The 20512-nt window shown below is 67.5% G+C and carries 20 protein-coding genes and 3 pseudogenes; 12 read left to right on the top strand and 11 right to left on the bottom strand.

The window, feature by feature from the left end:
• Window positions 1–37 precede the first annotated feature (37 nt).
• Window positions 38–970 carry a transcriptional regulator CynR gene (gene cynR, locus HWX36_RS29500; protein WP_175957159.1) on the bottom strand — a complete coding sequence of 311 codons (933 nt, stop codon included), beginning with the start codon at window positions 968–970 and terminating at the stop codon, window positions 38–40.
• A gap of 113 nt (window positions 971–1083) precedes the next feature.
• On the opposite strand from cynR, the gene HWX36_RS29505 reads away from it, so the two are divergent.
• The 4 genes from HWX36_RS29505 (at window position 1084) to HWX36_RS29520 (ending at window position 3075) form a co-directional block, all read left to right on the top strand.
• Window positions 1084–1743 carry a carbonic anhydrase gene (locus HWX36_RS29505; protein ID WP_175957161.1) on the top strand — a complete coding sequence of 220 codons (660 nt, stop codon included), beginning with the start codon at window positions 1084–1086 and terminating at the stop codon, window positions 1741–1743.
• 30 nt (window positions 1744–1773) lie between these two features.
• Complete coding sequence (gene cynS / locus HWX36_RS29510; RefSeq protein ID WP_175957163.1) at window positions 1774–2244, top strand: cyanase; 471 nt, start codon at window positions 1774–1776, stop codon at window positions 2242–2244.
• A 71-nt stretch (window positions 2245–2315) separates the two neighbouring features.
• Window positions 2316–2576, top strand: a complete 261-nt coding sequence (locus tag HWX36_RS29515) for a hypothetical protein (RefSeq protein WP_244136556.1) — start codon at window positions 2316–2318, stop codon at window positions 2574–2576.
• Between the two features lie 64 nt (window positions 2577–2640).
• Window positions 2641–3075, top strand: coding sequence for a GNAT family N-acetyltransferase (locus tag HWX36_RS29520; RefSeq protein WP_175957165.1), 435 nt, complete (start codon window positions 2641–2643; stop codon window positions 3073–3075).
• 187 nt (window positions 3076–3262) lie between these two features.
• On the opposite strand, the gene HWX36_RS29525 is transcribed toward HWX36_RS29520, so the two are convergent.
• Both HWX36_RS29525 and HWX36_RS29530 read right to left on the bottom strand, forming a co-directional pair.
• Window positions 3263–4546: a cystathionine gamma-synthase family protein gene (locus HWX36_RS29525; RefSeq protein ID WP_175957167.1), complete on the bottom strand. Its 1284-nt coding sequence runs from the start codon at window positions 4544–4546 to the stop codon at window positions 3263–3265.
• Between the two features lie 146 nt (window positions 4547–4692).
• Entirely contained in the window at window positions 4693–5583 is an 891-nt protein-coding gene (locus HWX36_RS29530; RefSeq protein ID WP_175957169.1) for a LysR family transcriptional regulator, read from the bottom strand.
• A gap of 137 nt (window positions 5584–5720) precedes the next feature.
• Here HWX36_RS29530 and tam point away from each other — a divergent pair, with 137 nt between their 5' ends.
• Window positions 5721–6506, top strand: coding sequence for a trans-aconitate 2-methyltransferase (gene tam, locus HWX36_RS29535; protein ID WP_175957171.1), 786 nt, complete (start codon window positions 5721–5723; stop codon window positions 6504–6506).
• A 331-nt stretch (window positions 6507–6837) separates the two neighbouring features.
• On the opposite strand, the gene HWX36_RS29540 is transcribed toward tam, so the two are convergent.
• From HWX36_RS29540 to HWX36_RS29555, 4 genes are all read right to left on the bottom strand, one after another.
• Window positions 6838–9288: a phospholipase C, phosphocholine-specific gene (locus tag HWX36_RS29540; RefSeq protein WP_175957174.1), complete on the bottom strand. Its 2451-nt coding sequence runs from the start codon at window positions 9286–9288 to the stop codon at window positions 6838–6840.
• A gap of 44 nt (window positions 9289–9332) precedes the next feature.
• Window positions 9333–9470, bottom strand: a complete 138-nt coding sequence (locus tag HWX36_RS37405; RefSeq protein ID WP_226198990.1) for a hypothetical protein — start codon at window positions 9468–9470, stop codon at window positions 9333–9335.
• 169 nt (window positions 9471–9639) lie between these two features.
• On the bottom strand, window positions 9640–10320 hold the full coding sequence (locus HWX36_RS29550; RefSeq protein ID WP_175957178.1) for an HAD family hydrolase: 681 nt from the start codon (window positions 10318–10320) through the stop codon (window positions 9640–9642).
• 23 nt (window positions 10321–10343) lie between these two features.
• Entirely contained in the window at window positions 10344–11288 is a 945-nt protein-coding gene (locus HWX36_RS29555) for a choline ABC transporter substrate-binding protein (RefSeq protein ID WP_175957180.1), read from the bottom strand.
• A gap of 268 nt (window positions 11289–11556) precedes the next feature.
• On the opposite strand from HWX36_RS29555, the gene HWX36_RS29560 reads away from it, so the two are divergent.
• The 4 genes and pseudogenes from HWX36_RS29560 (at window position 11557) to HWX36_RS29570 (ending at window position 13724) form a co-directional block, all read left to right on the top strand.
• The gene (locus HWX36_RS29560) at window positions 11557–12237 is read left to right on the top strand and encodes an MgtC/SapB family protein (RefSeq protein ID WP_175957182.1); all 681 of its coding nucleotides are present in this window, start codon (window positions 11557–11559) and stop codon (window positions 12235–12237) included.
• 43 nt (window positions 12238–12280) lie between these two features.
• A complete protein-coding gene (locus tag HWX36_RS29565; protein WP_175957185.1) occupies window positions 12281–13048 on the top strand; it encodes a DeoR/GlpR family DNA-binding transcription regulator in 768 nt (255 codons plus the stop codon).
• A gap of 50 nt (window positions 13049–13098) precedes the next feature.
• Window positions 13099–13295: pseudogene (locus HWX36_RS37410) on the top strand (molybdopterin-binding protein); the annotation flags it as partial.
• Window positions 13296–13358: 63 nt separating this feature from the next.
• On the top strand, window positions 13359–13724 hold the full coding sequence (locus HWX36_RS29570; RefSeq protein WP_226198995.1) for a LysR family transcriptional regulator: 366 nt from the start codon (window positions 13359–13361) through the stop codon (window positions 13722–13724).
• Between the two features lie 96 nt (window positions 13725–13820).
• Here the strand turns inward: HWX36_RS29570 and HWX36_RS29575 are convergent, their stop codons facing one another.
• Window positions 13821–15158, bottom strand: a complete 1338-nt coding sequence (locus tag HWX36_RS29575) for a DUF2325 domain-containing protein (protein WP_175957187.1) — start codon at window positions 15156–15158, stop codon at window positions 13821–13823.
• Window positions 15159–15705: 547 nt separating this feature from the next.
• Between HWX36_RS29575 and HWX36_RS29580 the strand changes: the two genes are divergently transcribed.
• On the top strand, window positions 15706–16590 hold the full coding sequence (locus tag HWX36_RS29580; protein ID WP_175957189.1) for a patatin-like phospholipase family protein: 885 nt from the start codon (window positions 15706–15708) through the stop codon (window positions 16588–16590).
• Window positions 16591–16731: 141 nt separating this feature from the next.
• On the opposite strand, the pseudogene HWX36_RS29585 reads toward HWX36_RS29580, so the two are convergent.
• Window positions 16732–17052 (bottom strand): annotated as a pseudogene (locus tag HWX36_RS29585) (aldehyde dehydrogenase family protein); the annotation flags it as partial.
• A gap of 215 nt (window positions 17053–17267) precedes the next feature.
• The gene (locus tag HWX36_RS29590; RefSeq protein WP_175957191.1) at window positions 17268–18152 is read right to left on the bottom strand and encodes a helix-turn-helix transcriptional regulator; all 885 of its coding nucleotides are present in this window, start codon (window positions 18150–18152) and stop codon (window positions 17268–17270) included.
• Window positions 18153–18351: 199 nt separating this feature from the next.
• Here HWX36_RS29590 and HWX36_RS37415 point away from each other — a divergent pair.
• Both HWX36_RS37415 and HWX36_RS37705 read left to right on the top strand, forming a co-directional pair.
• A pseudogene (locus tag HWX36_RS37415) lies at window positions 18352–18779 on the top strand (FAD-dependent oxidoreductase); the annotation flags it as partial.
• Window positions 18780–18799: 20 nt separating this feature from the next.
• Entirely contained in the window at window positions 18800–18928 is a 129-nt protein-coding gene (locus HWX36_RS37705) for a hypothetical protein (protein WP_279613406.1), read from the top strand.
• Between the two features lie 70 nt (window positions 18929–18998).
• Here HWX36_RS37705 and HWX36_RS29595 read toward each other — a convergent pair whose 3' ends face one another.
• Complete coding sequence (locus HWX36_RS29595) at window positions 18999–20384, bottom strand: MFS transporter (protein WP_175957193.1); 1386 nt, start codon at window positions 20382–20384, stop codon at window positions 18999–19001.
• Between the last annotated feature and the right edge of the window lie 128 nt (window positions 20385–20512).

The following is a 20512-nucleotide window of genomic DNA, read 5'->3' on the forward strand; positions in this document are numbered from 1 at the left end:
CGCGGTTGCTTGCCCGGCTCCGGGGCAACGCCGGCCTTCATTGCCCGGCCGTCCCGGGGCGTGCCGGGCGGGGTTCGCCTGCCTTTTTCCCTTTCCCCGCGTGCTGCGCCAACGCCAGCTCGACGAACGCGCGCGCAGCGGCGCTCCGGTACGCCCCCTTGCGCTGCAGCAGCACGGCCGTGCGCCGCAGGACGGCTGGATCGAGCGCGACGGCAACGAGATCGTCGTGCCCGGTCGCGATCGTCGCGGGCAGCAGCGTCGCGAGGTTCGTGCGGCGCACGATCTCGATCACCGCCCCCAGCGAATTCGCTTCCATCAAGACGCGCGGCCGCACGTCATGCTCGCGGAAATAGCGGTCGATCTGCATGCGTGTCGCGAACTCGGCCGTGAGCAGCACGAGCGGCGCGTCGTGCAGCGCGCGCAGGCCGGCCTTGCGCTTACCGGCGAGCGCATGCTGGCGGCGCACGACGAGCGCGAGCGTTTCGACCAGTAGTGTTTCCGCCTCGATATCCGCCGTCTGCACCTCCTCGAACGCAATGCCGACATCGAGCTCGTCGTCGACGAGCAGCGCCTCGATGCGTTCCTGCGACATCTCGCGCACCGACAGCGACACCTCCGGATAGCGGCCGTGAAACGCCTCGACGAGCGGCCCGACGAGATAGCTCGTGAAAGTGGGCGTGACCGCGATCCGCAGCGAGCCGCGGCTCAGATCCTGCACGTCGTGAATCGCGCGCCGGCCTTCCGCGAGATCGTGCAGCGCCTGCCGCGCATAGCGGAAATACACGTCGCCGGCGTCGGTCAGCCGCGTCACGCGCCCGCTGCGGTCGAACAGTTGCGCGCCGAGCGTCTCCTCGAGCTGGCGGATCTGCTGCGACAGCGCGGGCTGCGACACATGCAGCGCGGCGGCCGCGCGCGTGAAGCTGCGGTGCTCGGCGACGGCGAGGAAGTAGTGGATATGGCGCAGCAGCATGGCGGTTCCTATAAGTCCTGCTTATCTGCTGGATCATAAATCAGTCTTTTACCTTATTGGAAGTCGGGCGTAACCTGCCCTTCATCGATTCCACCTGCACCGGAGAACACACGATGAAGGACATCATCGAAGGCTTCCTGAAGTTCCAGCGCGACGCCTATCCGGAACGCGCCGCGCTGTTCCGCGATCTCGCGCGCAGCCAGAACCCGCGCGCGCTGTTCATCTCGTGCTCGGACAGCCGGCTCGTGCCCGAACTCGTCACGCAGCGCGAACCGGGCGACCTGTTCGTGATCCGCAATGCCGGCAACATCGTGCCGTCGTACGGCCCCGAGCCGGGCGGCGTATCGGCGTCGGTCGAATACGCGGTGGCCGCGCTGCGCGTGACCGACGTCGTGATCTGCGGCCATTCCGATTGCGGCGCGATGACCGCGATCGCCACCTGCCAGTGCATGGACCACATGCCGGCCGTCGGCCACTGGCTGCGCTACGCCGATTCGGCGCGCGTCGTGAACGAGGCGCGCCCGCATCGCAGCGAACGCGAGCGGATCGACTCGATGGTGCGCGAGAACGTCGTCGCGCAACTCGCGAACCTGAAGACGCACCCTGCCGTGCGGCTTGCGCTCGAAGAAGGGCGGCTCGCACTGCACGGCTGGGTCTACGACATCGAATCGGGCTGCATCGACGCCTACGACGGCGCGACCGGCCGGTTCGTCTGCCTGGCGGACCACCCCGAGGTCCGCGCCACGCCCGCGACGCTCCCCGTCGCGGCCTGAACCGCTCCTACCCAACCACGAGGAATTGCCATGATCCAGTCCCAACTCAGCCAGACTGCCCGCCACGCGCTCGCGGAGACCGTCGTGCTCGCGAAGGCGCGCAAGAACCTGTCGTTCGCACAGCTCACCGAAGGCACGGGCCTGAGCGAAGCGTTCGTGACCGCCGCGCTGCTTGGCCAGCACGCGCTGCCGGCGGAAGCGGCGCGCAACGTCGCCGACAAGCTCGGCCTCGACGACGACGCGGTGCTGCTGCTGCAGACGATCCCGCTGCGCGGCAGCATCGACGATCGCGTGCCGACCGACCCGACCATTTACCGCTTCTACGAAATGCTGCAGGTGTACGGCACGACGCTGAAGGCGCTCGTTCATGAGAAGTTCGGCGACGGCATCATCAGCGCGATCAATTTCCGGCTCGACGTGAAGAAGGTCGACGATCCCGAAGGCGGTTCGCGCGCGGTGATCACGCTCGACGGCAAGTACCTGCCGACCAAGCCGTTCTGACGCCGATGCGGCGCCGCGGCAGCGGTGCCGCGCCGCTTCCCGTCCGACGTGCACCGGCCGCCGGTGGGCGCATGTTTACGCCACTGCGCTTCAACGAGGACGCAGCCATGGATCCGGTGAAACGCACGATCGATCTTGCGAGGAAGAACGCGGAAGCGGGCGGCCGCCCGTTCGCGACGGTGATCGTCCGTGGCGGCGAGATCGTCGCCGAAAGCCCGAACCTCGTCGCGCGGACCAGCGACCCGGCTGCGCACGCCGGGATCCTCGCGGTGCGCGATGCGCGGCGAAGGCGGCGGGCGCGCCGCCACGGCATGCCCGCCAACGCGCTATAGTCGAGCGATTCCCGCCCCGGGTGCTGCATGCCCGGAAGTCTGTCTCTTCGACCGAACCCGCTCCATGACGACGCAACCCGACGTTTCCATCCGGCTCACCGACACCGGGCAGCCGGCCGCCCGCGATTTCATCAGCCGCAAGCTCGGCGAATTCAATCACGCGATGACGGGGCGCGCCGACGCGGCCGCGCTCGACGTGTACGTGAACGATCCCGCGACCGGCGAGATCCTCGGCGGCCTCACGGGGCGCACGTCGCTCGGCCTTTTCTTCATCGATCTGTTCTACCTGCCCGAATCGCTGCGCGGCGGCGGCTTCGGCAGCCGGCTGCTGCGCGAGGCCGAAGCGGAAGCGAAACGGCGCGGCTGCGCGCGTGCGGTGCTCTACACGATCTCGTTCCAGGCGCCGGATTTCTACCGGAAACAGGGCTACGAAGCGTTCGGCGAGGTGCCGTGCGAGCCGGAAGGCGCGTCGCGCGTGTTCATGGTGAAGGTGCTGTAAGCCGGTTCGGCCGGTTGGCGTCGCGCGATCGTCATGGTCACGTTCGGCGCGTGTTGCCGATTGCCGATCAGCTATCGATGCCGCGTGGTGTTCATGGTGCGGATCCTGGGGCAAGCACGATCACGCGGCCGAACGCCGTCATCCCGGCGCCGCCCCGTGCAAACCGGCACGGGGCATGCCGCGCAGGTCAGCAATGTTCCAGCGCGTACGACAGGTCGGCGATCAGGTCGTCCGGATGTTCGAGCCCGACCGACACGCGAATCAACCCTTCCGACACACCCGCCGCGGCACGTGCATCGGCCGGTACGCCCGAATGCGTCGTGGACGCCGGATGGCAGATCAGCGATTCCGTGCCGCCGAGACTGACCGCCGACTTGAACAGCGTCAGGTGGTTGATGAACCGGAACGCCTGCTCGCGGCCGCCGTCGAGGAGGAACGCGAACGTCGAACCGGGCCCGGTGCACTGGCGCCGATAGACGGCCTGGTAGACCGGATCGTCGATGAGCTCGGGATGCAGCACGCGCACCTGCCGGTGCGGATTGTCGGCGAGCCAGCGCGCGACGGCGCTGCCGCTGCGGGCGGCCTGCTGCATGCGCAGCACAAGCGTTTCCATCGAGCGGGTGATCATCCACGACGAATGCGGATCGAGCTGCGAGCCGAGCGTGCTGCGGATCGAGCGGATCTTCGTGATCAGCTCGCGGGTGCCCGTGACGCCGCCGGCGACGAGGTCGCTATGCCCGCCGATGTATTTCGTCAGCGAGTACACGCTCAGGTCGATACCTTGCCGCGACGGCTTCTGGTACAGCGGCCCGAGCAGCGTGTTGTCGCAGACCGACAGCGGGCGATAGCCGTGGCGCGCTTCGAATGCGTCGATCTCGCTGCGCAGCCCTTCGAGGTCGAACAGTGCATTGGTCGGGTTGGCGGGCGTCTCGATGTAGCACATCCGCACCTTGCCCTTTTGCGCGGCCGCTTCGAGCGCGGTGCGGATTGCGTGGGTGGACAGCCCGTCGGCAATCGCTTCGGAGCGAATGCCCCACTCGGGCAGGAACTTCGAGATCAGCGTCTCGGTGCCGCCATACAGCGGCACGGACTGGACGACGCAGTCGCCCGGCCGCAGGAACGTCAGCAGGATCGCGGCGATGGCCGACATGCCGCTCGACGTCACGACGGCGGCTTCGGAATCGTCGAGCAGCGCGAGGCGATCCTCGACGATCTCCAGGTTCGGGTGATTGAAACGGCTGTAGACGAGGCCCGCGCCTTCGCCTTCGGGCGAAGGCTTGCGCCCGGCCACGACGTCGAAGAATTCGGCGCCGTCCTCGGCCGTGCGGAACGCGAACGTCGACGTGAGGAACACGGGGGGCTTCACCGATCCTTCCGACAGGAACGGATCGTAGCCGTACGACATCATCTGGGTTTCGGGATGAAGTTCCCGGTCTGCAATCTTGCGCTTGTGATAGTTGCGATAGGCCATGCAGTGCTCCGTGCAGGGGTAGTGAGGAACGGCCGTTGCAGCGGTGGCGTGACGTGCTCGGCGCCGGGTAGGCGCCGGTCGTCGCGACCGCGTGTGGCGATACTACCCCGAAGGCGCTGCTTCGTGACGCAGCCCTGACACTATCGTCAGGGTGTCGCCTGTTCGACGATCATGTCGTACAACGCACGGGCGGCCGGCGACAGTTGCGCGCTCCTGCGCGTGACGAGCACGAGCGTGCGCGATACCGCCGGCTCGACGAGTTCGATCGTGCGGATCATCGGATACGCGTTCTTCTGGATCGCGAGCTTCGGTACCACGGCTGCACCGAGCCCTTCGGCAACGAGCCCGAGCGCCGTCGAGCTGCGCTGCACTTCGTAGAACGAATGCAGCGACACGCCGCTCGTCTTCAGTGCGCCGTCGAGCAGCCCGCGATTGCCGCTCACTTCGCCGGCGAAGATCAGCGGATGCGGCTGCAGTGCCGCCCAGCGAATGCGCCGCCGCCTGGCGAGCGGATGATCGTCGCGGCACACCAGCACGTACGGATCGCTCGTCAGCGGCACGTTGACCAGTTCGGGATGCTGGTCGCCGGCGATGCCGATGCCGAACTCGGCCTCGCGATGCAGCACGGCCTGCAGCACCGACGCCGACGCGTGATCGAGGATCTTCACGCGATCGTGCGGCCGGTGCGCGGAGAAGGCGCGCAGGATGCGGGGCAGGTACTGCACGCCGACCGTCGGCACGCACGCGATCGTGACGTCGCCGCGCTGGCTCAGGCCGGTTTCGCGAATTTCGGTGAGCGCGTCGGACAGCTCGTTCAGCAGCCGGCGCGCTTGCGGCAGGAAGCGCCGGCCGATTTCGGTGAGTGTGGTGCGGCGCGTGGTGCGCTCGACGAGCGCGACGCCGAGAAAGGTCTCGAGCTTGCGCAGCCGCTGCGTGATGGCGGTCTGCGTGACGTGCAGCGTTTCGGCTGCCTGGCGGAAGCTGCCGCCGTCGGCGATCGCGACGAAGGCCTGGACACCGAGCGTATCGATTTTCATCAGAAATTTGAATCAATCACGATATTAAATTCATTTTACTGAACTTCGTGACGATCGCAGAATGCGGTGCATCGACGGCCGCCGGCATCCCGCGAGCGGAGCAGGCAAGGCCGTCCACGCCGACCAGGAGGAACGACATGACGACCCCACTCGATCGATACGCCGCCCAGTACGTGCAATTCGAGGACGAACGCACGCGGCCGATCCGCGATCTGCTGGCTGCCGTGCCGAACACGCCGATCCATACCGCGATCGACATCGGCTGCGGGCCCGGCAATTCGACGGAGGTGCTGATCGCGCATGCGCCGGACGCAACGGTTCACGGGATCGATGCATCGGCGGACATGATCGACGCCGCGCGCAAGCGCCTGCCGGGCCTGCGTTTCGATGTCGTGGATATTTCCACCTGGGACGATCCGGGCGGCTATGACCTGATTCTCGCGAATGCGGTGCTGCAATGGGTGCCCGCGCACGACACGCTGTTTCCGGCACTCGTCGGCCGGCTCGCGCCGGGCGGTCATCTTGCGGTACAGATGCCGGACAACCTCGACGAACCCGCGCACCGGCTGATGCGCGAGGTCGCCGCGGCCGGGCCGTGGGCGGACAAGCTGAAGGGCGCGGCGCGCACCGAGCGGTTCGACGCGCGCCACTACCACGCGCTGCTGTCGCCGCTGTGCTCGCGCGTGGACGTATGGCGCACGACTTACTACCACCCGCTGCGCGGCGGCGCCGACGCGGTCGTGGAGTGGTTCAAGGGCAGTGCGCTGCGGCCATTCCTCGCGGCGCTCGACGATGGCGAGCGCACGGCGTTTCTCTCGCGGTATCGCGACGCGATCGCGGGGCCGGACGGCTATCCGGCACTCGCCGACGGCACCGTGCTGCTGCCGTTCCCGCGCCTGTTCATCGTCGCGACGCGGACGTAACGCGGCAATGACGGGCGGGCGGCGGTGCGTCAGCTTGCCGGCCGCCGGCCGCCGGCCGCCGGCCGTCGCGCGAAAGCGAGCCGTCTTGCCGGACGCCTCGTTCGCCCAGCCGCCGGATCGAAGCCGGCGTGCTTGCGCCGCGCCGGCGCTCGGGCTGTGGATCCTCGAAATCCGGATCGCGCACCCGACGCGGCCGTTCGGCGCGTGCCACGACGACCTGCTCGTATCGCGCGTACCGCGCGGCTGGAAAAGCATTCGGGCGCAACGTGGTGCGTCGCGCCCGAATGCGTGCCGGCCCCATGCGGGCGGCCGGCACGGTCCGGCCATTCCGTCAGATGGTGATCGTGACGGGGCCCGCGAGCGGCGTGTAGCCGTCGTCGAACAGGTACCACGCGTCGTACTGCCCCGACGCCAGCGAGCGATTGGCCGTGGACGAGAACAGCAGCGAGCCGGTGCTCTTCGGCAAGTACGCCCACGACTTGTAGCTGCCCCTGGTCGGCTGCGCGCCATGCGCAAAGATGCCCACCCAGTTCTTCGGGCTATGGTTCCAGGGCGGCGCGACGTAGTCGAACCGCAGCGTGCCGAACGTCGAGCCCTGTGACGCGAGCGACGCGACGAACTTCTTGCCGGTATTGCCGATCGCCGAATCCGTGAGCAGCGCGCCGGATTGCGTCTGCACGCAGCCCGCCACCCGGCGCAGGAAGTTCGGGTCGTTCGCGTCGCGAATGCTTGCGTCGTACCAGCCACCGTCGCCATACCACGTCACGGCTTGCGTCGCGCCGGCGGCGACGGTGACCGACTGCGGCGTGTTCATGCCGTAGGCGTTGTCGGTGAGCTGGAACGTCGTCGCGCTGGCCCCGGCCGAGTTGTCGAGCGTGATCTGCACGTTGCCGTTCGCCACGTCGTAGCACAGGCTGATTTCGGCGCTCGATCCCGTGTTGCCGGACGAACCGATGCTGCCGCGGAACGTCTGCAGGAAGCCGTTCGGCCCGTAGATCGAATAGTCGTAGCCGCCGCCGCTCGTCAGTGCGAGCGAATCCGACAGGTTCGCGCACTGGCCCGCGCCGGCCGCGATCGTGTAATGCCGAGGGATCGTGCTCGTGCCGTCGACCCACGCCTGGAGGTGTACGCCGGCGGCGCCGGTGTTGGTCATCGTCAGCGCCAGCGCGTTGCCGGCGCGGTTGACCTTGCCTTGCACGAAGAACTCGTAGGGCAGGCGGCAGGCGGTGCTGCGGCCGGCGGCCTGCGCCGGCACCGCGGTGGTGGTCGGATAGGGGATCAGGACGGTCGAGCCGTTCGGGTTCATGTTGCTGGCCGGCGGCTGGATCGCCGGAACCGTCTGGTCCGCGTTCGAGAAATCGAAGGCCGACGTCAGGTCGCCGCACACCGTGCGCCGCCACGGCGTGATGTTGGTTTCCTGCAGCCCGAAGCGCGCTTCCAGAAAGCGGATCACCGATGTGTGATCGAAGACCTGCGAATTGACCTTGCCGCCCTTCGACCATGGCGAAATGACGAACATCGGCACGCGCGGGCCGAGCCCGATCGGCACGTCGCCGCTTGCCGAGCCGTCCGATGCCGCGCCGCCGCTGGCGACGAATTCGGCGGCCGTCGAGACCGTCGACCGACCGGTGCCGGCAGCGACGCTGGCCGGGACGGCCGGCGGCATGTGATCGAACAGGCCGTCGTTCTCGTCGTACATGACGAGCAGCACCGTGCTGGCCCACACCGCCGGATTCGACGTCAGCGCATTGAGGACGTTGCTCACGTACCATTCGCCGCCGCTCGCGGCCCACGACGGATGTTCGCAGTACGCGTACGGGGCGGCGATCCATGACACCTGCGGCAGCGTGCCGTTGGCGACGTCGGCCCGCAGCTGGCTGAAGAGGTTCGTGTCGTATTCCTTGCCGCCGCCTGACGGATCGATCTGCGTGCCGTTGAGCGCCGGCGCGAGCGGATCGCTGGCGCCGAGGTTCTGGTATTGCCTGAAGTTCAGGATGACGTTGTCGCCGTAGTTGCCGTTCCACCAGAGATCGCTTTGGGATCCGTTGTATTCGCCGTAGCCATGGCCGGCGTCCAGGCCGTTGCCCTTGTCCTGGTAGAACTTCCACGTGACGCCGGCCGTGTTCAGGCGCTCCGGCATCGTGGTCCAGCCGGTGCCCGTCATCGTGTTGGTCGTGTACGGCGCATAGCCGGGGACGTTGCCGCAGCACCCGGTCCACAGATACAGGCGGTTCGGGTCCGTCGGGCCGAGCATCGAGCAGTGGTAGGCGTCGCACACCGTGAACGCGCTCGCCAGCGCGTAGTAGAACGGAATGTCGTTCTGCGTGAAGTAGTACATCGTGCCGCTGGTCTTCGCGTCGGCCCAGTTGTCGTAGCAGCCGTTGTTCCAGGCACTGTGCGTGCCGCTCCAGCTGTGGTCGAGGTCGCCGTAGTAGGTGTCGCCGTTCGCCGTTCCGGAGGGCGGGGACGGGTTGAACGGGAACACGTAGGACGTCAGCCAGGGCTGGCGCCACACCGGATACCCGCTCGAAATCACGACCGGCCGCGGATCGCCGAAGCCGCGTACGCCGCCCAGCGTACCGAGGTAGTGGTCGAACGAGCGGTTTTCCTGCATCAGGATCACGACGTGTTTCACGTCCTGGATCGTGCCGGTCACGGTGGCTGCGGGAATGGCCTGCGCGCGCGCGATGCTTTCGGGCAGCATGCCCGTGATCGCGGTGGCGCCGGCGAGCTTCAACGCATCGGCGAGGAATTGACGTCGTGTCGTGGGTTTGTTTTGCATGATCGCTCTCTGTCGTGGATGGCTGGCGTGAGGGCCGGCGTCGGTCAGTGGCACGCGCTCGCGCAGTGCAGGACCGGCGTGGACGCCGAGCCCGGTGCGGCCGCGCGCGCGGCCGCGACGCTGGCCGGCGTGCCCGGGTCGCCATCGCCGCAAGCGGCCAGCGTGCACAGGAGTGCGATCATGAAAACGCCGCGCCAGTGCGGAAAGCGGCTTTCCGGCCGGCTCGGCTTGACGACAGGCTTTCGATCCGGTTCGAGTCGGATTCCTGAATGATCGAGACTGTTGCTGCGTGCTCCGTATTTCATTACCCCTCCAGACATGAAAAATGGACAGCAGAGAATATCGCCCGAATCAGAACAACTTCATGACAGGCCACCCGCGCGTGCCAGCCACTTGCAACAGCCTCGAGTCGGGATTGGTTGCGACCGGATGCGTGACGTAATCCAGCAACGGCACGTCGTTGATCGAATCGCTGTAGAAGTAGGTGCGTTCGAAATCGGCCGGCGCGTAGCCGAGTGACGCCAGCCACGCGGTCGTGCGCACGATCTTCCCTTCGCGGAAGCTCGGCACGCCTGTACTGCGCCCGGTAAACGCGCCGTCCGGCGTGCCGTCGTCGGTATCGAGCTCGATGCCGAGCAGGTGCTCTATACCGAATTCCGCCGCGATCGGCCGCGTGACGAAGACGTTGGTCGCCGTCACGATGCAGCAAAGATCGCCGTTCTCGCGATGGCGGTCGACCAGCTCGCGCGCCTGCGGCGTGATCGCCGGACGGATCACTTCGTCCATGAACAGCGCATGCCAGCGTTCGAGCACCTTGCGCGGATAGCGGGTGAGCGGCGCGAGCGTCACGGCGAGGTACGCGTCCATGTCGAGCGTGCCGGCCGCATAGTGACCGTAGTGCTCGTCGATCAGCGCCACGTGCGCGTCGTCTTCCCGCCAGCCGACCCGCGTGATGAAGCGGCTCCAGGCCTGGTCGCTGTCGAGCGGCAGCAGCGTGTGGTCGAGGTCGAACAGCGCGAGATTCTTGTACATGGGTGGTTCCTTGTCTGGCGTGTTCATGCGCCGATGAGCTTCTCGATCGCGTCCTTCGCGTTCTTGCCGTCGATGGTCGTGACGCCGTCGAGCCACTTCGACAGCACGCCGGGGTTCTTCTTCGCCCACTCCTTCGCGACGGCGACCGGATCGGCGTGATTCATGATCGGCACCATCAGCTGGTTCTCTTCGTCGGTCGTGAACTTCAGGTTGGTCAGCAGCCGGCCGACGTTCGGGCAGCGTTCGAGATAGCCGGGCGTGACGAGCGTATAGACCTTCGCCGAGCCGTAGTTCGGGCCGAACACGCTGTCGCCGCCGTCGAGATAGGCGATCTTGAAGTTGATGTTCATCGGGTGCGGCTCCCACGCGAGGAACACGATCATCCGGTGCTCCTGCACCGCGCGCGTGACCTGCACGAGCATCCCGGCCTCGCTCGATTCGACCAGCTTGAAGCCGCCGAGCCCGAACTCGTTCTTGTCGATCATCCGCTGGATCAGCGCGTTGCCGTTGTTGCCGGCGCCGATCCCGTAGATCTTGCCGTCGAGCTGATCGCGGAACTTCGCGATATCGGCAAAGCGCTTGAGGCCCCTGTCCGACGCGTATTGCGGCACGGCCAGCGTGTAGCGCGCGCCGACCAGGTTGGGCTGCGGCAACTGGTGGACGGCGCCGGCATCGACGAACGGCTTCACCGTCGGTGTCATGCTCGGATCCCAGTAGCCGAGGAACGCGTCGATTTGCGCCTTCTTCACGCCGGCCAGCACGATCGGCGGCGACGCGATCGTCTTGGTCGCCTCGTAGCCGAGCCCGTCGAGCAGCATCATCGCGACGCCGGTGGTGGCCGCAATGTCGCTCCAGCCGACATCGCCGAGCGTCACCTTTTTGCAGGTGTCGCCTTCCGACGCGTGAACGGGGGCCGTGGCCAGCGCCGCCAGCAGTGTTGCAGCCAGCATCCATGCCTTCTTCATCATGTTGGTCTCCTAAGCAAGTGTTCCGGATCGTGTTGCCTGAATGGTCTGACGATTGATCGTGCTGATCGGATGAAACAAACGAATTTGGGTCTGGCTTTGTCGTTTTTCGTACCGTATATTAGAACGCACAAAATCGCAAGATCGCACAAAAATACAACCTGCCGGTTGCCGGGCCCGGCGACGGGCGGGCGAGGGCAGGAAGCATCGGGCGACGGCCCAGGCGGGCCGTGCTTCATCAGGTAGACCACGCAAAGCAAGGAGATCTCGCATGATCAGTCAGCTGGAAATCGTATCCCGCCTGTTGCTGGCGGCATTGCTCGGCAGCATCGTCGGCATCGAGCGCGAGCGCCTGTCATGGGCGGCCGGATTGCGCACGCACATGCTGGTGGCCGTGGGCGCCGCGCTCGTGATGGTCGTGTCGGCGTTCGGTTTCGCGGATATCCAGAACGCGAAAAATGTGTCGCTGGACCCGTCGCGGGTCGCCGCGCAGGTGGTGTCGGGCATCGGCTTTCTCGGCGCCGGTTCGATCATGCTGCGCGGCGAGAGCATCCGCGGCCTGACGACCGCGGCGAGCCTGTGGGTCGTGGCGGCGGTCGGGCTGGCCGTGGGCGGCGGCATGTACGTGGCCGCGATCGCCGCGACGGCGATCGTGCTCGCGATCCTGGCCGGCCTGAAACCGATCGAGAAGCGCTTCTTCGCCGTGCGGCAGCGTTGGGGCGTCCGTATCCTCGCGAGCCGCGGCGCCGTGAAGCTGACGTCGCTGCAGGCGATGCCTGGCATCGACCAGGCGCGCATCGTCCAGTTCATCATCGAACAGGACGATGCCGCGCCGGACGACGACCGCATCCACGTGGTGTTTTCGAAGATGACGAGCAGCGAGTTCCAGGCAGTCCGTCAATCCCTGCAGACCCTCGTGGGCATCAAAAAGATGGAGGAGAGCGCAGCCTAGTTCGCCGTTCGAATAACATTGACGTTCATTCCGAGGACATTCCATGTGGCAAGAAGAGCGATACCAGAGGATCCGGCTTCTGTTATCGAAGATGCAGCGCGTTTCCACCGACCGGATCATGGCTGAACTGAACGTGTCGCGGGAAACCGTGCGGCGCGATCTCGTCGATCTCGAGGCGCTCGGTGAACTGAAGCGCGTACATGGCGGTGCGGTGCAGGTAGGCGACGAAGCGCCGATCGCCGAACGCGCGCAGACGCACGTGAAAGCGAAGCTGGCGATCGCCCGCGCGGCGGCCCGGCTGGTCACGGGCTCGCAGACGCTGTTCATCGACGCAGGCACGACCACGACGCTGCTGGCCGAGGAGCTGGCGAAGCTGTCGGGCCTCACGATCATCACGAACTCGATCGACGTCGCACTGAAGATGCGCTCGAGCGACCCGGCGCAGGCGAACAACGAAACCATCCTGCTCGGCGGGATGATCGGCAGCCGCGCGGCCGCGACCGTCGGCGACGGCACGGTTGCCGAAATCTTCCGCTACCGCGCCGACCTCGCGCTGCTGTCGCCGGTGGGCGTCGATGCCGTGCGTGGCGCGACCAACTATGACCGGATGGAAACCGAAGTGGCGCGCGCGATGGTCAGCAACGCGGCGGACGTCGCGATCCTGGCCGATTTCAGCAAGCTCGGCACGAACAGCCGGATCGGCTTCTGCGAGCCGGCGCGCATTGGCACACTCGTGACGGACCAGAAGGCGGAATCGGTCGACAGCTTCAAGCGCCTCAAGAAGGCCATCAAGAACATCGTGCTGGCGTAGCGCCGGGCGGTGCGGGGCGCGATCGGCCTCCGTCATGCCGCCCATGCGGCGCGCATGCGCACGACCGCTACGCGGTCACGTTTTCCTGGCATGAACAGTTCAACACGCCCGTAGGCGAACACGCGATCGCCGCGTTCGAATGCGGCGACGCGCCGCGGCTGTTCCCGGGCGCCGACCTCCTGCCCGCGCCGCGCCGCGCCACGTGAAGCGGCTGGCCGGCATCGTCGCGCGCGTGCTCGAGGTCTGATCCGGCGCGGGCCGCACGGGCCATCGTGTATGCTTGCCCGCATCGTTCAAAGGGCAGGACAACATGAAGAAACCGGCACACCCCAAGCCTGAGGTGCGGTTCAGGATGCGTATCCAGCAAGCCGATACGATCGCGCTCGGGCCGGGCAAGGTCGCGCTGCTCGAAGCCGTGCGCGAGCACGGTTCGATTTCGGCGGCGGCGCGCAGCCTGAAGATGTCGTATCGGCGTGCGTGGTTGCTGATGGACGAGTTGAACCGCTCGCTGAAATCACCGGCGACGGTGTCCGAACATGGCGGGCAGAGCGGCGGCGGCAGCGTGCTCACGCCGGTCGGCGAGGAGATCATCCGGCTCTATCGCGGGATCGAGGCGCGTGCTTACGCGGCTTGCGCGGCGGATATCGCCGCGCTCACGAAAATGGTCAGGCGCTGAAGCGTGCGCTTGCCTGCGGCCGGGTCACGCGACGATGGGCTTTCACCGGCCCCCTGAAGGGCCGCGCGCAACGCTTGCGGCGAAGCGAACCGTGCCCTAGCCATGCCGCAGGCAGAAGCGCGGCGTGCCGCCCATGCCACCCCTGGCGGCCTCCGGCGCCATGACGTCGCGCGCCTGCGCATCGAGCCGCCCGATCAGCTCGACGAAACTGGCGACGCTCGCCGTCCGCAGCGGGTAGTACGCGATGTGGTGGCGTTCGCAGATGCGCTTGAGCTGGTTCACCGAATCGTGGTCGATACAGTCGACCGGGAACACGACCATGTGCGCGCCCGGCAGCGCCGCCGCCAGCAGGCCCTTGCGATCCTCGACGCCGCCGTCGTGCAGCGTCACCGCGCCGCCCGCCGTTTCGACGATCCGCTGGATCGCGCGGTTCGAGCCCGGACGCCCGCCGACATACACGAGACGCATGCCCTGCAGAATCGACAGCGGATTGGCCGCGCGTTCGGCCGGCTCGTCCGCCGACGCCTGCACCGCCTGTTCGATCGCGCTCGCTTCGGCACGCAGCGTCTTCACCATTGCCATCAGGTCGTCGAGCCGCGCGCGCATCGCGCGGGCGCTCGCCTGTTCCGCGGCGATCCGCTGCTCGGCCGCCTCGCGGCGGCTCGTATGCAGCGCGAGCCGTTCGTCGCGCAGCGCGTGCACTTCGTCACGCAATATGCTTTCCGCCGGCGGCGGCTGCGCGTTCTGGCGTGCGGCGAGGGCATCCCGTTCCTGTAACGCCGCGTCGCGCTGCGCGCTCATTTCGTGCAGGCGCGCCTGCTGCCGTTCGATCTTCGCGTGCAGCGCCGCATTCTCTTCCTCCAGCGCGACCAGCCGCCGGATATCGGCGCGATTGGCCGCGCCGACCAGATGCGACAGCATGTGCAGGTCGCCGAACGCGGCCTGGCGTACGGCCATCGTCGTGCGCGGATGCGTCATCAGCGCCCAGTACGCGGGCGCAATGTCGCCGCTCTGCAGCGCATCCTTCCAGCGCGCGAGGAGTTCATCCGCGTCCTGCGCGCTGTCGAACGCGTGGATCGCACCGGCGTAGCGCGCGTCGAGCGCCTTGTGCAACGCCTTGGCGCCCGCCGTGCCGTCGATCGCGAGCGCGACGGCCGCGTGATGGATCTCGAGGTCGGTCGCGTGCTGGCGGTCGAGGTCGGTGAACTTCGGCACGAGCCTGCGCAGTTCGTGCGTGGTCAGGCAGGTGCCGATGATCGAGCAGTGCAGGTTCGCATCGAGCTCGGACAAGCGCGTGCGGCGCTTCAGCTCGGTCAGTTGCGCGCGCGACGGCGCGCAGCACGGGTCGACCCGCATGCCGGTTGCCGCGGGCAGGTTACCGCCGGGCGACGAGAGATCCGCCGTGCGGGCAAGGCGAAAGGGCGGAGCGTGCATGTTGACCTCTGTCCGGCGTGGTCGGGCCGGGGACGGATGCGCGAAAGATTCGCGAAATATACCATGGAATATAACGAGAGAAATTCCACGGAAATCACCGGGCAACGCGGCGTGGCGCGGTCAGCAGGGTGCGGTTGAATGGCCGGTGAGCGGCATTGCGGCAGGGGCCGGGGCGCGGGCGAAACGGGGAGCGATGCCGATGCGTGACGCGCCATCACATCCTCGACGCATAGCCCGACGAACAGCACGTCGACGCGCTCCAGCGCGGCGACCGCCTCGCGCATCGCGGCCGGGTCGTTGCCGAACGAATCGGAGAACACGTCGTCACGCGTTCTCTGCATGGATGCGAGCCGGAAACAGGGCGGGAATGACGTAGCCCGCCTCAACGATGGCGCATCGCCGGATGCCGGCGAGCCCAACGCGCCGCACGCGTCACCGGAGAACCGGTGGGCCCGCGTACCGGCAGGGTTTTCATCAGGACATCCGGCGCGCCGCACGATCCATCATGGAGAAAGCGCTGTCGCAGCCAACCGCAGGAGGGCGCGCCGTGACGTCCGATCCCACTCCCTCGACCGCCTTCGTGTTCGCCGGCGGCGGCAGTCTTGGCGCCATCGAGGTCGGCATGCTCCGCGAACTGGTCGCGAGCGGCGAACGGCCCGATTGCGTCGTCGGCGCGTCGGCGGGCGCGATCAATGCCGCCTATTTCGCCGGCCGGCCGGATGCGGACGGCGTCGCGATGCTCGCCGCGCTGTGGTGCAGAATCCGCCGCCAGGACGTGATGCCGTTCTCGATGCGCAGCATCATCGCGATGCTGCTGCGCAACCGGCCGCATCTGGTCGAGGCCGATGCGCTGCGCCTGCTGCTGGAAACGAACCTGCCGTACCGGCGGATCGAGCAGGCCGCGTTGCCGCTCCACATCGTCGCGACCGACGTGCTGAGCGGCCGCGAAGTCGTGCTGTCCGCTGGCCCGGTCGTGGATGCCGTGCAGGCCAGCGCGGCGATTCCCGGCGTGTTTCCGTCGGTCAGCATCGGCGGCCTGGAACTCGTCGACGGCGGCGTCGCGAACAATACGCCGATCTCGGTTGCGATCGCGCTCGGCGTCAAGCGGATCGTCGTGCTGCCGGCCGGGTTCGCCTGCGCGTTGCGCGTGCCGCCGCGCAGCGCGATCGCGCATGCGACGCACGCGCTGACGCTCGTGATCGCGCGGCAACTGGTGCGCGATCTGGAACTGTACGCGGCGCGCGCGCAAATCCATGTCGTGCCGCCGCTGTGTCCGCTCGACGTATCGTCATACGATTACTCGCAGTGCGCGCAACTGATCGACAAGGCCGCGGAACGCACGCGCGCGTGGATCGACGAGGGCGGCCTCGCGGAATGCGCGATTCCGGACCCGCTGCGCGAGCACGATCATGCGGCGGCGCTGTCGCATTGAAGCGGGTTCGCGCACCATGCAAACGCATGATCGACGGGCGCTGATTGCCGGGTCCGCTCCCGGAAATTCCGCGAAGCACCCAAAAAAACGGCGCCGTGTGCGAGACACGGTACCGCCAACAGCCTGAAAGGCCCCGCTTGGTCAGTCGATCGCGCGCATTGCGTGGCGCAGCGCCTGATAGCTGCGCAGCCCTGCAACGCCGACTTCGCGGCCGATGCCGTCGAGCCCGAACCCGCCCCAGCACACGTGCGGGTAGATGAGCTGGGGCGCGTTGATCCACACGAGCCCCGCGCGCACACGCTGCTGGAATTGCTTCGCGAGCTCCGCATCGCGCGTCACGACGGTCGCGACGAGCCCGTAGCGCGTGTCGTTCGCGAGCGCGATCGCCTCGTCACCGGTGCGGAACGATTTCACGCATGCGACGGGGCCGAACACTTCGTCGGTCCACAGCGGGTTGTCGGCGCCCCGCATCATCGTGGCGTTGCCGCCCATCGGCTGATTCAGCTCGCGGGGCATGGGCCGTCTCCTTTTTCTCAGGTAAAGCGATCGGCCGATGGTAGAGGAGAACGCCCGCGCGAAGATTTTGAAGTCGCAACGTTTACATCGACGGGGCTCGATGCAAGTGGCGCCGCCGTATCGACGCGGCGCAACCGAACGTGGCGGCGCGGCCGGGCGTGTCAGCGCGGGACGGCAGGCGGCGCGGCGCCGTCGTGCGGGCCGGCGCAAGGGAACGCGGTGGCGGCTGCCCCCCACGCGGCGAGTTCGCGCTTCGTGCGCACGCCGAGCTTCGCGAACGCGCGCTTCACGTACGACTCGGCCGAAGCGACGCGCACGCCGAGGATCTCGGCCGTCTCAGGCACGGTCTTGCCGGAGAGCAGGTGCTTGCAGGTTTCGTATTCGCGCTTCGACAGCTTCACGCCGTCGGCCGCGATCCGCGCATCGAACTGCGCGAGCGGATGGACGTCGGGCGTCGGGTGCGCGACGCGCCGCACGGCTGTGGTCGACGCGTGCAGTTCGAGCAGCGGGAACAGCACGTCGCTGATGCTGCGAAAGCGGTTCATCTCGGCGAGCGTGAACGGCGGCCGGTCGCGGCCGCGCTCCAGCGCGATCGAATGCTGCGAATAGCGCGTGCCGCGCGCGAGCACGCATTCGTGCCCGATATGCACGTCGTCGAACAGCCGCTGGCGGAATTCGCCGGGCGGGATCGCCGCGATGTCGCGCACCACGAGCATCGTGCCCGTCTTGCCGCGCAGCCCGGCGAACAGCGGGTCGCTGTCGAGAAAGCGCTCGTAGTAGAGCGTCATCACGGCGGAGATTTCGGCGGATGCGGTATCGATGCCGCTGCTGCCGATCCATTCGCATCGGTAGCCGGTGGGCATCGAGCCGTCGACGCGCGAGCGTTCGACGTGCGCGACGTCGAGCGGCACCACCTCGTTCAGCAGTTGCGTGAGGCGCGGCACGAAGTGCGGCGTGCCGACCGTCTCGATCAGCTCGCCCAGCGCCTTGAACGACACGTTGAAGCGGTCGTTGTCGCGATGGAAGGGGTTCACGTTGAGCAGCATGCGGTTGCCCGGGCTGAAAAGCGGGCGGATTGTAGCGTCGGCAACGAAAAGCGTCATTAGGGGGAAACACCGCCGGTTGTCCTGCCGACCCGTTCGCCCCGGAAAACGCCGCTTGTGCCCCCCGAAAGGGGGCATACCGGGGCAGTGTAAATGAGTAACTTTGTCCGTGCTTTTTTCAATCAAGAGTCGAAAGATTCGGATGACCAAACTGAATTCGCCGCTGTTCGCCGGCGCGCCGTGGTTGCGCAACCGCAGCGGCATCGCGCACCCGGCGACGCTTGCGTGGGGGCTGAAGCGCGCGGCGCTGAAGCTCGGCGTGAAGCGGTACGAGCACACGCCGCTCGTGACCGCGACCACGTGCTCGCGACCGAGCCGCTCACCGGCGAGCAACTCGCGCGGCTCGGTGTTCGAGAAGCGCCATCTCGGCGACAAGGCCGTATTCGCCGCCGGCTATACGGGCTTCGGCGTCGCGGCGAGCCGGTTCGGCGCTTTCATGGGGCTGAACCTCCTTCGACCGAGACGGCCCCGAGCGCCAAGCTCGACATCGCGAACCGGAGCCCGAGCTGCATCCCGTCCGGGCCGATGCGTTGGGTCGCCGCGAAGATCACGTTTCATGCGTTCGACGGACCGCGCAGGACGCGATCGACATGGCGCGCACTGCACGCGTGAGCGCGTCGACGCTGCCGACCGTCGCCATCGGTACCGACGCGTGCGTGCTCGACTACGTGGCCGGCAATCCGCACGATCTCGCGCGCGACGGGGCCCGGCGGTTCTGACGCGGCGCGCGACATGCGGCCAGCGGTAGCGGTCACGCAGGGCGGCATGCACGTGCCGCCCGCGCGACGCTCATGCGTCGATGCGCTCGACCTTGCCGACGAGCAGCCCGTACGACAGGCTGCCCGCAAGCGCCATCGCGGCGATGTAGGTGATCGCGCGCGAGAAGTCGGCGCCGTTCACGAGCAGCCCGATCACGATCGGCGTCGCGATCGCGGACAGGTTGCCGATCAGGTTGAACACGCCGCCCGTGAGGCCGAGCAGCCGCGCGGGCGCGAGCCCCGACACCAGCGACCACGTGATCGACGCGAAGCCGTTGCCGAAGAACGCGATCGTCATGAACGCGATCACCCAGCCGGTCGACGTGACGTAGTTCGCGCCGATGATGCAGGTCGAGATCAGCAGGCCCGAGATGATCGGCAGCTTGCGCGCGAAGCCCTGCGAGGCGCCGCGGCGCATCAGCCAGTCCGACAGCACGCCCGAGCACAGCACGCCGACGAATGCGGCGAGGAACGGCAACGATGCGAGGAAGCCCGACTTGATGAAGTCCATCCCGCGATACTTGACGAGGTAGGTCGGGAACCACGTGAGGAAGAACCACAGCGTCGAGTTCAGCGCGAACTGGCCGAGGTAGATGCCCCACAGCTTGCGCCGGCCGAGCACGACGCCGAGATCGCGCCACGTCGACGGCGCGCGTTCGCCGCGCGCCGCGATACGGTCTTCGAGATCGACGAGGCCGCCGCCGTCGCGGATCAGCGCGATCTCGGCCGCGTTGACGCCGCGAAACGCGCGCGGCTCGCGGTACACCGCATACCAGATCGCGGCCCAGGCGATGCCGGCGAGGCCGGTCGCGACGAACACCATGTGCCAGCCGAGATGCACCTGCAGCCATGCGAGCACCGGCGTGAGGAACGCGAGGCCGACGAACTGCCCCGACGTATAGCCGCCGATCGCGCTCGCGCGCTCGCGGGTCGGGAACCAGGTCGTCACCACGCGGTTGTTGATCGGGTAGGCCGGCGCTTCGAGCGCACCGACCGCGAGGCGCAGCACGATCAGCCCGACGAACGAACCCGCGAAACCGAGCAGCAGCGTCGCGGCCGACCACAGCGCGAGCGCACCCGCATACAGCACGCGCGGCGACACCTTGTCGACGAGCCAGCCGCCCGGGATCTGCATCAGCGCGTAGGTCCAGCCGAATGCGGAGAACACGAGGCCTGCACGCACCGGATCGATGTTCAGCTCCTTGAACAGCGCGGGCGCGGCGATCGACAGGTTGCTGCGGTCGAGATAGTTGATCACGACCGTGACGAACAGCAACGCGAGGATCAGCAGCCGCTTGCGGCTGGGTGCTGTTGTCTGCGCCGCGGCTGTGCGTGCGGCGGGATCGGATGCGATGCCGCCGCGCGCGGGCTGTCGTTCCGGCGGGTTGGCGTGGGTGCGCGACGCGGAATGGGCCACGGTTGTCTCCTGTGTTCTGTGCCCGGCCGTCGCCCGCGAGCGGGGCGGCCGAATCGAATGGCGTTGGGGCGAACGTTAGAGCCGTGGCGCGCGGCGCGTCAACATTTGGACAGGCATCCCTATTAATG

The sequence above is a fragment of the Burkholderia sp. BCC0405 genome (genome assembly GCF_902833075.1).
Taxonomy (GTDB): domain Bacteria; phylum Pseudomonadota; class Gammaproteobacteria; order Burkholderiales; family Burkholderiaceae; genus Burkholderia.

Bases quoted from the DNA above. Each gene is read 5' to 3' on its own strand.
- cynS (WP_175957163.1), top strand. From the start codon at position 1,774: ATGATCCAGTCCCAACTCAGCCAGACTGCCCGCCACGCGCTCGCGGAG.
- HWX36_RS29505 (WP_175957161.1), top strand. From the start codon at position 1,084: ATGAAGGACATCATCGAAGGCTTCCTGAAGTTCCAGCGCGACGCCTAT.
- tam (WP_175957171.1), top strand. From the start codon at position 5,721: ATGACGACCCCACTCGATCGATACGCCGCCCAGTACGTGCAATTCGAG.
- HWX36_RS29520 (WP_175957165.1), top strand. From the start codon at position 2,641: ATGACGACGCAACCCGACGTTTCCATCCGGCTCACCGACACCGGGCAG.
- HWX36_RS37705 (WP_279613406.1), top strand. From the start codon at position 18,800: ATGGCGCGCACTGCACGCGTGAGCGCGTCGACGCTGCCGACCGTCGCC.
- HWX36_RS29530 (WP_175957169.1), bottom strand. From the start codon at position 5,583: ATGAAAATCGATACGCTCGGTGTCCAGGCCTTCGTCGCGATCGCCGAC.
- HWX36_RS29570 (WP_226198995.1), top strand. From the start codon at position 13,359: ATGAAGAAACCGGCACACCCCAAGCCTGAGGTGCGGTTCAGGATGCGT.
- HWX36_RS29550 (WP_175957178.1), bottom strand. From the start codon at position 10,320: ATGTACAAGAATCTCGCGCTGTTCGACCTCGACCACACGCTGCTGCCG.
- HWX36_RS29575 (WP_175957187.1), bottom strand. From the start codon at position 15,158: ATGCACGCTCCGCCCTTTCGCCTTGCCCGCACGGCGGATCTCTCGTCG.
- cynR (WP_175957159.1), bottom strand. From the start codon at position 970: ATGCTGCTGCGCCATATCCACTACTTCCTCGCCGTCGCCGAGCACCGC.
- HWX36_RS29565 (WP_175957185.1), top strand. From the start codon at position 12,281: ATGTGGCAAGAAGAGCGATACCAGAGGATCCGGCTTCTGTTATCGAAG.
- HWX36_RS29525 (WP_175957167.1), bottom strand. From the start codon at position 4,546: ATGGCCTATCGCAACTATCACAAGCGCAAGATTGCAGACCGGGAACTT.
- HWX36_RS29540 (WP_175957174.1), bottom strand. From the start codon at position 9,288: ATGCAAAACAAACCCACGACACGACGTCAATTCCTCGCCGATGCGTTG.
- HWX36_RS29590 (WP_175957191.1), bottom strand. From the start codon at position 18,152: ATGCTGCTCAACGTGAACCCCTTCCATCGCGACAACGACCGCTTCAAC.
- HWX36_RS29560 (WP_175957182.1), top strand. From the start codon at position 11,557: ATGATCAGTCAGCTGGAAATCGTATCCCGCCTGTTGCTGGCGGCATTG.
- HWX36_RS37405 (WP_226198990.1), bottom strand. From the start codon at position 9,470: ATGATCGCACTCCTGTGCACGCTGGCCGCTTGCGGCGATGGCGACCCG.
- HWX36_RS29555 (WP_175957180.1), bottom strand. From the start codon at position 11,288: ATGATGAAGAAGGCATGGATGCTGGCTGCAACACTGCTGGCGGCGCTG.
- HWX36_RS29515 (WP_244136556.1), top strand. From the start codon at position 2,316: ATGTTTACGCCACTGCGCTTCAACGAGGACGCAGCCATGGATCCGGTG.